Raw genomic sequence first — 11737 nt, 5'->3', positions numbered from 1 at the left:
CGCTTCAGTTCGACCACTGCCGCTTGGCATCCCGGCGGCACCGGACCGGCGGTCACGATCAACGCCGCCCGCGCACAGTCGTCTGCCAGACCGTCTGGCCTTAGCGACAGCGCGACAAGGCGGCCATCGATCATCGACGCCACGCAGCCTTCGCCGTCGCAGGAAACGCCCTCACCGAGCGAAGCGTCCGATACATCCCGGCCGTCGGCATCGGCAGCCAGCCACTCTTTGAGCAAGAAGGCATCTTTGGCGGTTTTCATCACATGCAGCCGTCCGTCGCGTCCGCGGACGGCAACGTTGTGCCCGTCGGAGGAAATCAGCACGCTCGGCTGCGGCGTAACGACCCCCCAAATGACCGAGACGGCTAGCAGGGCCAGGCCGGTCCATCGCAACGGCGTTCGCAGGAGGCCGAGCAGCACGATGCCGAGGCTGGAGACGATCAGCGGTCCGGTGCCGAATGCCGTGACGCGGCCGATCGCGCCGGGAAGCGCGGCGACCCATTCGGTGACCACGATCATCCAGTCGATGCCGGCGCCCATCAGCCACCAGAAGAAGCCGTCAAAGCCGAACGGCATCGCCACCAGTCCGAGCATGCCGGCGGGCATGACCACGGCCGAAACCACCGGCATCGCCGCCAGATTGGCGAGCAGGCCATATGGCGTCACCCGATGGAAATGGAAGGCGGCATAGGGCGTCGTGGCAAGGCCGGCGACCAGCGATGCGAGGGCGAGCGTAATCAATTCACGCCCGCCCCATAGCGCGACTTTCGCCGCGGTCGAATTCTCCGGGGTTGCAAACAGTCGGGGCATGCCGATCTGAACCAGCGCGACGAGGCCGAGCGTTGCCGCAAACGACATCTGAAAGCTTGGATGCACCAGGGCCTCGGGCGCCAGCACGAGCACCACGATCGCTGCCAGCGCCAGGGTTCGGAAAGTGACCGCGCGGCGATCCACCATCACGGCGATCAGGACCACGGCTGTCATGTAGAACGAGCGTTGCGTGGCGACTTCGGCGCCCGACAGCAGGAGATAGAATGCGGCCGCCACGAGTGCCGCGGCTGCCGCCCATTTCTTGATTGGAAACGCCACGGTCAGCACGGGAACGAGCGCCAGCAGCGCGCGGATGGCGAAGAAGACCACACCCGCCACCACGGCCATGTGATAGCCGGAAATCGAAAGCACGTGACCGAGCCCGGAGATGAACATCGCATCATTGACCGGCGTCGTGATCGCGTCACGCCGGCCGGTCAGAAGCGCCGTCGCAATCGCGCGCCTGTCACCGTCGAGCGTGGTGCGAATTCGCGCGTCGATGGCATCGCGCAAATCCTGCATGAACGCGGCGTAGCGCAGCGACAGGCTGCCTGCGACCGGCGGCTCGCGCGCCGTGATTGCACCGGTGACGAAACCGGAAGCGCCGATGCCCTGGAAGAACAGGTCGCGGCTGAAATCGTAGCTACCCGGCCTCAAGGGCGCGAGCGGCGGTTGCAGCCGCGCCTTCATTTCGACGAAGCTTCCGACCGCGGGAGCCGCTCCCTTGCGCACAGACAGTCTGACCCGCTCCAGTTTGGTTTGAAGACGCGGCCCATCGATTTGCGCTACCCGCAATACAAAACGGTCGGTGCGTTCGCGAATATCCCGTGCCTCGACAAAACCCGAAAGCGAGACCGAATAGGCCGGTTTCGCCAGCACCTCGTGCGAAAGATGCGCGGTTCGCCAGGTTGCCGTGGCAAAACCCGCCGCCGCGCTCGCGACCATGACGCCAAGCACAAACAATCTCGAGCGGCGAAGCAGGAATGCGGCGGCGCCCAATGCCAGCGCCGTGACCACCGTGACGGAGAGCACCGGCTCGTGATCGGCAGCAAAATAGAACGCGATGCCGGTTCCAAACGCCACGGGAACCCAGGGCAACAGTCGTCCGGGCCCGGCCTCGGCGCGCACCCATTCGCGTAGTTTTTCAAGTGCACCGGACCAGACGCCAAAACCGGCCGAAAAACCGCCGGTCTGGGCCGCGCTTCGCGGCGGCCAAGTTTCGGCGATCCCCTGCGCACGGCCGGGCGACCTGCCCCGCTCCGCCATCCCGCCAACCCCAAGATTACCTCACCTGCCCCGATGCTACCTCTGGCGGTAATCGAGCAAAAGGCGAACGGATGCGGAATTCGCCAGAAAGCCGCAATTGTCGTGGAGAGCCGGCTTTCGTCGCCGCTCGAGGCGCCACCAACCAGGATAACCCCCCGTGACAGGCCCGGAATTGAAACAACTGCGTCAGGATCTCGGTGAAGCCATCGGCCGGCCGCTCTCGGCCGCAGACATGGCCAAACTATGCGGCCTCGATCCAAAGGAAGGCGCCGACACGATCCGCCGCTGGGAGGTTACCGGGCCAAGCGGACCAGCCGACAAGCTGCTGGGCATCTTCGCGATGGCCAGCGAACGTTATCCGATCCTGGACAATTTCAACATCTTCGATCGCTGGGACGTGAACGAGAAGGAACGCCCGGCCCGAAAGGCCGCGTTCCGCGAAAGAATGTGCAACGAGATACGCCAGCGCTTGGCCTGAAGCCGACTTTCGCGGCGCTGCCGTCCGTTCGTCTTATCCACAATTGCGTGGCGACCAAAACCGCTCCTGCGCCTTTATCAACTTGCGATGGTCTCCGTTCGCTACGAAAGATACCTTGCAGTTCAATCGGTCCGATCGGTGGTGGCAATAAGTGGCCCAAACGGTGCGTATGACTGCGATCGTTATCGCAAACTGCTCGCAGAAGCGAACGACGAACCCAAGCGCCTCGCGCTGATCAAGCTGCTGATCGACGAGAAAGCCAAAGACCGGCTGGCCCAGCACAGGCTCCAGACCCGGATATCGGGTCTGGACGGTTCCAAGGCGTCCCTGCGCTAACCTTTGGCCACTTCCTTTGCGAAGGTATCGCGCAGTCCGATGGTGCGGTTGAACACCGGGCGCTCTGCGGTCGAATCCTTGTCGCGAACGAAATAGCCCTGCCGCTCGAACTGCATCGCCTCTGCCGAATTCGACGTGGCGACCTCAGGCTCGATCCGCGCATCCTTCAGGACCTCGAGCGACTGCGGATTGAGGTCGGCGGCGAAATTCGCCGCATCGGGGCTCGGATTGGTGAACAGCGGATTATAGAGACGGATTTCCGCCGGCTTGGAGCGCGCCGCCGAGAGCCAGTGCATGGTCGCCTTGACCTTGCGCCCGTCCGGGGCGTTGCCGCCGCGGGTCGCCGGATCGTAGGTGCATCGTAGTTCGACGATTTCGCCGGCTGCATTCTTCACCGCCTCGCGGCAGGTGATGAAATAGGCATAGCGCAACCGCACTTCGTTGCCGGGCGACAGGCGGAAAAACTTCTTCGGCGGATTCTCCATAAAGTCGTCGCGCTCGATATAGAGCTCGCGGCCGAACGCAACGCGGCGCGTGCCCGCATTCGGATCGTCGGGGTGGTTGACGGCTTCGATTTCCTCGATCTGCCCTTCGGGATAGTTCTCGATCACGACCTTGAGCGGCCGCAACACCGCCATCCGCCGCTGCGCGGTCCGGTTCAATTCCTCGCGGATGCAAAACTCGAGCATGCCGACGTCGACCACGCTGTTGGCCTTGGCAACCCCGATGCGCTTGATGAACTCGCGGATCGCCGCCGGTGGCACCCCGCGCCGCTTGAGCCCGGCGATGGTCGGCATGCGCGGATCGTCCCAGCCCGCGACATGCCCGCCGCGCACCAGTTCCGTCAGCACGCGCTTGGACAGCAGCGTGTAGGTCAGGTTGAGGCGCGCGAACTCGTACTGATGCGGCTTGGACGGAACGGGCAGCTTGTCGAGCAGCCACTCATAGAGCGGGCGATGATCCTCGAACTCCAGCGTGCAGATCGAATGGGTGATGCCCTCGATCGCGTCCGACTGGCCGTGAGCGTAGTCGTAGCTCGGATAGATCGACCATTTGTCGCCGGTGCGCGGATGATGGGCGTGCAGGATGCGATAGAGCACGGGATCGCGCAGGTTGATATTGCCCGACGCCATATCGATCTTGGCGCGCAGCACGCGGGCCCCGTTCGGAAATTCTCCGGCCTTCATGCGGCGGAACAGGTCGAGATTTTCCTCAACCGAACGGTCGCGGAACGGGCTGTTTTTCCCGGGCTCGGTGAGCGTGCCGCGCGCGTGCCTGATCTCTTCCTGCGACTGATCGTCGACATAGGCAAGGCCGGCGCGGATCAGGCCTTCGGCCCAGTCGTAGAGCTTCTCGAAATAGTCGGAGGCGAAAAAGAGATTCTTGCCCCAATCATATCCAAGCCATTTGACGTCGGCCTGAATCGAATCGATGAACTCCTGCTCTTCCTTGGTCGGATTGGTATCGTCGAACCGCAGATGGCACTTTCCGCCGAACTCCTGCGCGATGCCGAAGTTAAGACCGATGGACTTGGCATGTCCGATATGCAGGTAGCCGTTCGGTTCCGGAGGAAACCGCGTCACGATCTGGCTATGCCTTTTGGCATCGAGATCGGCCTGGACGATGTCGCGGATGAAATCGCGGCCCGCCTCCGCCGCCATCGGTTCTGATATCATTTCGAGCTGTCTACTCCGGAATCAGCAGTCTATCTGCCAAATCCCTTAGTGTGGTGGAAGGCTTTAGTTATATAGGCTTCCTGCTATACACCCCCAGCCCGCCAAGGCAGATTCACCCCCGTCCGTTCAATGACCACACCCGTCGTTACACGCTTTGCCCCCTCACCGACCGGCTTTCTCCATATCGGAGGTGCCCGCACGGCGCTGTTCAACTGGCTCTACGCCCGCAAGTACGGCGGCAAGATGCTGCTCCGGATCGAGGATACCGACCGCGAGCGGTCCACTGAGGCGGCGATTGCGGCCATTCTCGACGGCCTCAAATGGCTCGAACTCGATTGGGATGGCGACGTCATCTACCAGTTCAGCCGCGCCGCGCGCCATCGGGAGGTGGCCGAAAGCCTGCTGGCGGCCGGCAAGGCTTACCGCTGCTACGCCACGCCGGAAGAACTGGCCGCGATGCGCGAGAAGGCCCGTGCCGAAGGCCGCACCCGGCTTTACGACGGCCTGTGGCGCGACCGCGATCCGTCCGAGGCTCCATCCGGCATGAAACCGACGATCCGGCTGCGGGCGGCCCAGAGCGGCGAGACCGTGATCGAGGACCAGGTTCAAGGCCGCGTGGTCTGGCAAAACGAAAATCTCGACGATCTCGTCCTGCTCCGCGGCGATGGAACCCCGACCTACATGCTGGCCGTGGTGGTCGACGATCACGACATGGGCGTCACCCACATCATCCGCGGCGACGACCACCTGATCAACGCCGCCCGTCAGAAGCAGATCTACGATGCGCTGGGCTGGGAGATCCCCAGCATGTCGCATATTCCACTCATCCACGGTCCCGATGGCTCCAAGCTGTCCAAGCGCCACGGCGCGCTTGGCGTCGATGCTTACCGCGCCATGGGATATCTCCCGGCGGCGCTGCGTAATTACCTCGTCCGGCTGGGATGGAGCCACGGTGACCAGGAGATTTTCTCGACCGAGGAGATGATCGCCGCCTTCGATCTTTCGGGCATCGGCCGGTCGGCCGCGCGGTTCGATTTTGCCAAGCTTGAGAACCTCAATGGGCACTATGTCCGGCACACCGACGATCAATCCCTCGTGAGGATGTTCGAAGAGGTGCTGCCCTACGTTCCGAACGGGGCCGCCGTGGCGGCCAAGCTGAACGACAGAACCCGCGCACAATTGCTCCAGGCAATGCCGAGCCTGAAGGAGCGCGCCAAGACGCTGATCGAGCTGATCGACAGCGCCTACTACATCTTTGCTGACCGGCCGCTTGAAATCGACGCCAAGGCCGCAGCCATCTTGACGCCGGAGAACCGCCTCCTGATCGGGCGGCTGCGTGTTGCCTTGTGGGAGGTCAAGAGCTGGACCGCCGAAGAGACGGAAACGGCGATGCGAGCTTTCGCCGATCAGAACGGGCTCAAATTCGGCGCCGTTGCGCAGCCGCTCCGTGCGGCGCTAACCGGCCGTACCACCTCTCCCGGAATCTTCGATGTGCTCGCCGTTCTTGGGCGGGACGAAAGCCTGGGCCGGCTCGACGATCAGGGACCCGACTGAGGACCTGCCCAAACGAAAGCGAATGTCAGAGTCGGGCTACTAGCGGCCACCTTGCAGCGCACACGGCAATAAGCTACCCATTTCCTCGCTTCATCGAGGCGCCCCGCTGGCCTGCCTGCCCTATCGGAAAAGGCAGAAAAGTGCGGGCTTTCGCAACGATCGCATCGGGGACCACACGATGGCCGCATCTTCAGGCAAGACCGCAACGCTAACGGTAGGCAACAAGACCTTCGATCTTCCGATCTCGAGCGGCAGCATTGGGCCCGACGTCATCGACATCGGCAAGCTCTACGGGCAGTCGGGGATGTTCACCTATGATCCTGGCTTTACGTCGACCGCGAGCTGCGAGTCCAAGATCACCTATATCGACGGCGACGCCGGCGTCCTGGAATACCGCGGTTATCCGATCGAGCAGCTCGCCGAACACGGCGACTTCCTCGAAACCTGTTATCTGCTGCTTTACGGCGAGCTCCCCACCAAGGCGCAGAAAGCGGACTTCGACCGGCGTGTGACCCTTCACACCATGGTCCACGAGCAGATGGCCCGGTTCTTCCAGGGGTTTCGCCGCGACGCCCACCCGATGGCGGTGATGGTGGCATCGGTCGGCGCGCTCGCCGCGTTCTATCACGACTCCACCGATATCAATGATCCGCAACAGCGCATGATCGCCTCGATGCGCATGATCGCCAAGATTCCGACGCTGGCTGCGATGGCGTACAAGTACAATCTCGGCCAACCCTTCATCTATCCGAAGAACTCGCTGACCTTTGCCGAGAACTTCCTTCGCATGTGCTTTGCGGTGCCTTGCGAGGAATACCAGATCAATCCGGTGCTCGCGGACGCGCTCGACAAGATCTTCATCCTGCATGCCGACCACGAGCAGAATGCCTCGACCTCGACGGTGCGCATCGCAGGCTCCTCCGGCGCCAATCCGTTTGCCTGCATCGCCGCTGGCATCGCCTGCCTGTGGGGACCTGCGCATGGCGGCGCCAATGAGGCTGCGCTGGCGATGCTATCCGGCATCGGCACGGTCGACAAGATTCCGGACTTCATCAAGAAGGTGAAGGACAAGAACAGCGAAGTCCGCCTGATGGGCTTCGGCCACCGCGTTTACAAGAACTACGATCCGCGCGCCAAGATCATGCAGAAGATGTGTCATGCCGTGTTGAAGGAAACCGGCCATGGCGACGATCCGATGCTGAAGGTCGCTTTGGAATTGGAGAAGATCGCGCTCAACGATGAATATTTCATCCAGCGCAAGCTCTATCCCAACGTCGATTTCTATTCGGGCATCACGCTGAAGGCGATGGGCTTCCCGACCTCGATGTTTACCGTTCTATTCGCGGTCGCCCGCACCGTCGGCTGGATCAGCCAATGGAGCGAGATGATCGAGGACCCGCAACAGAAGATCGGTCGCCCGCGCCAGCTCTATACGGGCGCGACCCGGCGCGATTACGTTGGAATCGATCAGCGGAAATAGCGGACATCCACGCAAGCGGTTTTGAAGGCCGGGTGCGATCATCGCATCCGGCCTTCATTTTTGGCGATCCACGCGCTATCCCGCTCGCCGTCCCTTGCGCAGTAGCCCCAGCACGATGTCGGCCGCCCGGACGCTGGGCGATTGATTGCCGGTCGACATGACGTCGTCGATTCCGGCGAAGGCGGTGACCTGACGCTTGCGCATCGCTGAGTCCGACAACAACTCGGCAAGCGCGCTTGCGAGCCTGTCCGCCGTGCAGTCGTCCTGCACGAACTCCGGGACGACGTTTTCTCCGACGACGAGATTTGCGAGGATCACCGACTGCACGGTGACGAAACGCAGAACGATCCAGGCTTCGACGGCGCCCGCCTTGTAGGCGGCGACCATCGGCACACGCGACAGCGCGAGTTCCAACGTGACCGTCCCCGATTTCGCCAAGGCGGCGTTGGCAATCCGGAATGCGGCGCGCTTTTCCGGCTCGCCGACCACGATTTGCGGCGTGAGCTTCCAGGACTTGACGCCTTCGCGCACGAGCTCAAGTAGATGCGGCATGGTCGGCAGGATCAACTCGAATGCCGTGCCCTGGGCCTGCAACCGGTCCAGCGCCTCGCCAAAAATGGCCATATGGTGCCTGATCTCGCCGCGCCGGCTGCCAGGCAGGACCAGCAGCACTGGGGGTCTTGTGTCGCGCCGCGCCTGTTCCTCGGCGTTCGGCCGGAGCGAGGAGAGCTGCTCGATCAAGGGATGACCGACATACGTGCAGGGTGGCCCATGCAAGCGGCGGTAAGCCTCCGGCTCAAACGGAAGCAGCGCCAGGACGTGATCGACATAGGCCCGCATGGTCCGTGCCCGGCTCGGACGCCAGGCCCAGACCGACGGTGAAACGTAGTCCACGATCGGGATCGTCGGATCGCGCCGCCGCACGCGGCGCGCCACCCGATGGGTGAAGTCGGGACTATCGATGATGATCAGAATATCGGGAGATGCCTGCAACACCGCCGCGGTCGTTTGACGGATCAAACGCAGCAGCTTGGGAAGCTGTTTGACCACGGCCGAGAAGCCGATGATCGACAATTCCTCGATCGGAAACAGCGATTTCAAGCCCTCGCGCGCCATCGTCCGGCCGCCGACGCCTTCGAACCTGACGCCATCGCCAAGCCGCTGGCGCAGCACCTTCATCAGCTGCGCTCCCAGCCGGTCGCCGGATTCTTCTGTTGCGATCAGAAAAATCTTGCGCGCAAGGCGGCCATTTGCCGGCGGCGGCATCAGGATGGCAAACCGGTGACAAAGAGGCCTGAGGCGTCGGCAGTCTCGATCAAGCCTTGCGGATCGGCGACGAGGGTGCTGCCCGCGATGACCGCAATGCCGGCGAGTCCAGCGGCAATGGCCCCTTTGGCCGTTCGCGATCCCACTGTCGGCAGATCGAAACGCAGGTCCTGGCCGCTCTTTGGCGCCTTCACCAGCACCCCATGGCCGACCGGCGCGCGGATCCGGCCACGGGCCCGCAAATCTGCAATGCGCATCAACAACTCGTCCGTGCCCTCGATACCTTCGACTCCCACAATATGACCGTCGATCACCACTGCAGCCTGTCCGACATCATAGGGACCAAGCGCCTGCAACACCGCGCGTCCCCTTGCGATGTCAGACGTGGCATTCTGATCCGGCATCTTTCGCGTGACGCATCCCTCCGGCATGAGCAAGTCCGGCGCGGCTTCCTTCAAACCCAAAAGGCGGAAGCCGTCCTGCTCGAAGATGCGACCGACGCCGGACAACAAATGATCGTCACCGCCGCGATAGGCCGACCATACCCGGCCCATGATGCGCAGCGTCGACCAATCGAGCCGAATTTCCGAAAGCGAGGGCCGCACCAAAGTTCCGATAAAGACGAGATTCTTGCAGTTTTCCTGACGGAACAGCTTCTTCGCCCGTCCGTACTGCCCCACCATGATCCAATGATGGCGAAAGCGCTGCGCAGCCGCAGGGTCGCAAACGCCTTTGAGCGCGAACAGAATGGGCTCGAGACCGCGCGCCTTTAATGATTCGGCGACGGCAAACGGCATCGCACCGCCCCCCGCAATCACGCCAACCGGCGATGAAATTTCGAGAGCCGCGGCTGTCATGGCTTTGCGACTACTCCGTCATCCATTTTCACCGGCGCGGCCCAACGGGAGGCACAGCGGGCGATGCGTACCGGTGTCGACGAAGGTGAGAATTTCAGCGACGGCCGGATCAGTCGCCGCGAGCGATCGCGCAGCTTCCAGACGTTCGGAAAAAACGCCCGGGGATTCGAACAGCCGTTGATAGAACGACCTGACGACGGCGAGCCGCTCGCGGGTGAATTTGCGACGCTTCATGCCGACAATGTTCAAGCCTTCGAGACGCGCATACTGGCCGTTCACAAGACCATAGGGAATCACGTCGCCACGGACGCCGCAGACGCCACCAATCATCGCTTGAGGGCCCACGCGCGTGAACTGATGCACGGCCGACAAACCGCCGATGAAAACGAAGTCGCCGATCTCGCAATGTCCACCGAGGGTCGCGGAGGTGGCAAAGATGACGTCATTGCCGACCTGACAGTCGTGCCCGACATGGCTGCAATTCATGAAGTAGCCGCGGTCGCCGACGCGCGTGATCCCGCCGCCGCCGACCGTGCCGGTGCTCATCGTCACGGACTCGCGGATCGTACAGTTCTCGCCGATCGCAAGCTTCGTCGGTTCGCCGCGATAAGCCAGTGATTGCGGTGCGCCTCCGAGGGAAGCGAATGGATAGACGGTGCAGCCGGCGCCGATGCTGGTGTGGCCCATCACGTGAACGTGGCCGATCAGCCTGCAATTCGCACCGATCGTGACGTCGCGGCCGACCACGCAATACGGGCCAATCGTGGCGCCCTCGCCGATCATGGCGCCGTCTTCAACCCGCGCGGTTGGGTCGATCGTGGTCATCGATGAGCCCGTCTCTCTTCCAAGATTTGCGTAAATGTTCGATTTTTCAGTGGTTAGCGCGAGAGGCCGGGACTGTCCAGAGAGCGCCGGCGGGACCGGATGACGCTTTCCGGTCAGTTCATGGTGCGCTGGACGAAGGCGGAGCCCTGCGTGATTACGCACATATAGGAAAAGGTTTGCGCCTCACCTTCGGTCTCGACCTCGACGTCGATCATGACCGGTTTCGACTGGCCCCTCCACGTGGCGAGAATTGCCGGCGAGACCGGCCGGGTCCGCGACCTCTTGACCACGAGTCCGGTGACTTTCGGCAGAGCCTCGGTCACCGAAGCGATGCACGTTTTGCCTGCGCCGGCGCGATCGCAGAAGGCAACGAGCAATGCTGCCGCGGCCGCCAAGATCGTCAGGTTTCGCATCCGCCCCTCCGCGCCCGATGTTCAACTAGAACACACAAGGTTGGGACTTGTCGATTGGGGCCTTGCCGAGTGCCAAGGCCAATGCGCTCTCGGAACGGCCCTCAATCCGTCAGCATGGCCCCGACGTCAGCCTCGGCAACGACCGTACCGTTGACCTTGGCATCGCCGTGAAACCACCACATCGCCTTGCGCCGGCCGATGCTGCGCATGTGATATTCGATCGTGTCGCCAGGCAGCACCGGTTTTCGAAACTTGCATTTGTCGATGGTCAGAAAGTAGACCGCGCGCGGCTTCTCGGTGCCCTCCACCGACTTGATACCAATGACACCTGCGGTCTGCGCCATGGCCTCGATCATCATGACGCCGGGATAGATCGGCCGCTCGGGAAAATGTCCGAGAAATGGCGGCTCGCTGTAGGTTACGTTCTTGATGCCGATTCCGCTGTAGTCGGTCCTGATATCGATCACCCGATCGATCAGCAGCATGGGGTAGCGGTGCGGGAGCGTCTTCAGGATATCGTTGATATCCACGAGCGCGAACCTGACCGGCGCCTCAGCCATTTTCCTATCCCCTCCCATCGAGCGCTTCACATCGGCAACGCTATCGGATGACGACCATTGCTCCGGCCGAGGGCCAGCACCCTCGCCCGTCAGGCCTCCGCCGGACTTTGCGTTGGTTGGCGAAGCTTGGCAATCCTCACGTAAGTCGCTGTGAGGCCGGCCCGCCGCATTGTGGTTCGCGTGGCTGCCGCCGCCGGCCCGATCCGATCCCGGGCCA

11 protein-coding genes are annotated in these 11737 nt (G+C 62.7%); 4 read left to right on the top strand and 7 right to left on the bottom strand.

All coding sequences use genetic code 11. The features are described from left to right. On the bottom strand, positions 1 to 2075 hold a 2075-nt coding region (locus VFL62_RS10295), incomplete at its 3' end, for a ComEC/Rec2 family competence protein (RefSeq protein ID WP_325172268.1). Between the two features lie 157 nt (positions 2076 to 2232). Between VFL62_RS10295 and VFL62_RS10290 the strand changes: the two genes are divergently transcribed. Then, the gene (locus VFL62_RS10290) at positions 2233 to 2553 is read left to right on the top strand and encodes a hypothetical protein (RefSeq protein WP_325172267.1); all 321 of its coding nucleotides are present in this window, start codon (positions 2233 to 2235) and stop codon (positions 2551 to 2553) included. Between the two features lie 87 nt (positions 2554 to 2640). Beyond that, the gene (locus tag VFL62_RS10285) at positions 2641 to 2889 is read left to right on the top strand and encodes a hypothetical protein (RefSeq protein WP_325172266.1); all 249 of its coding nucleotides are present in this window, start codon (positions 2641 to 2643) and stop codon (positions 2887 to 2889) included. Here the strand turns inward: VFL62_RS10285 and VFL62_RS10280 are convergent. Further along, positions 2886 to 4562 (bottom strand): glutamine--tRNA ligase/YqeY domain fusion protein, encoded by a 1677-nt coding sequence (locus tag VFL62_RS10280; protein ID WP_325172269.1) that lies wholly within the window; start codon positions 4560 to 4562, stop codon positions 2886 to 2888. The two genes, VFL62_RS10285 and VFL62_RS10280, sit on opposite strands and share 4 nt — an antisense overlap. Positions 4563 to 4694: 132 nt before the next feature. Between VFL62_RS10280 and gltX the strand changes: the two genes are divergently transcribed. Both gltX and gltA read left to right on the top strand, forming a co-directional pair. Then, on the top strand, positions 4695 to 6119 hold the full coding sequence (gltX, locus tag VFL62_RS10275) for a glutamate--tRNA ligase (protein ID WP_325172265.1): 1425 nt from the start codon (positions 4695 to 4697) through the stop codon (positions 6117 to 6119). A 178-nt stretch (positions 6120 to 6297) separates the two neighbouring features. Continuing rightward, positions 6298 to 7599: a citrate synthase gene (gltA, locus tag VFL62_RS10270; protein WP_325172264.1), complete on the top strand. Its 1302-nt coding sequence runs from the start codon at positions 6298 to 6300 to the stop codon at positions 7597 to 7599. A 75-nt stretch (positions 7600 to 7674) separates the two neighbouring features. Here the strand turns inward: gltA and lpxB are convergent, their stop codons facing one another. The 5 genes from lpxB to fabZ form a co-directional block, all read right to left on the bottom strand. After that, positions 7675 to 8865: a lipid-A-disaccharide synthase gene (gene lpxB / locus VFL62_RS10265; protein ID WP_325172263.1), complete on the bottom strand. Its 1191-nt coding sequence runs from the start codon at positions 8863 to 8865 to the stop codon at positions 7675 to 7677. Beyond that, on the bottom strand, positions 8865 to 9722 hold the full coding sequence (locus VFL62_RS10260; protein ID WP_325172262.1) for an LpxI family protein: 858 nt from the start codon (positions 9720 to 9722) through the stop codon (positions 8865 to 8867). Before VFL62_RS10260 ends, lpxB begins: the two co-directional genes overlap by 1 nt. Before the next feature lie 18 nt (positions 9723 to 9740). Continuing rightward, positions 9741 to 10547 carry an acyl-ACP--UDP-N-acetylglucosamine O-acyltransferase gene (lpxA, locus tag VFL62_RS10255; RefSeq protein ID WP_325172261.1) on the bottom strand — a complete coding sequence of 269 codons (807 nt, stop codon included), beginning with the start codon at positions 10545 to 10547 and terminating at the stop codon, positions 9741 to 9743. 113 nt (positions 10548 to 10660) lie between these two features. Continuing rightward, positions 10661 to 10960 carry a hypothetical protein gene (locus VFL62_RS10250; RefSeq protein WP_325172260.1) on the bottom strand — a complete coding sequence of 100 codons (300 nt, stop codon included), beginning with the start codon at positions 10958 to 10960 and terminating at the stop codon, positions 10661 to 10663. Between the two features lie 101 nt (positions 10961 to 11061). Continuing rightward, on the bottom strand, positions 11062 to 11520 hold the full coding sequence (fabZ, locus tag VFL62_RS10245) for a 3-hydroxyacyl-ACP dehydratase FabZ (RefSeq protein ID WP_325172259.1): 459 nt from the start codon (positions 11518 to 11520) through the stop codon (positions 11062 to 11064). Positions 11521 to 11737: the final 217 nt, after the last annotated feature.

The sequence above is a fragment of the Bradyrhizobium sp. genome (genome assembly GCF_035701725.1).
Taxonomy (GTDB): domain Bacteria; phylum Pseudomonadota; class Alphaproteobacteria; order Rhizobiales; family Xanthobacteraceae; genus Bradyrhizobium.
The sequence above is the reverse complement of the archived record's forward strand: the minus strand, read 5'-3'. Positions and strand labels throughout refer to the sequence as shown.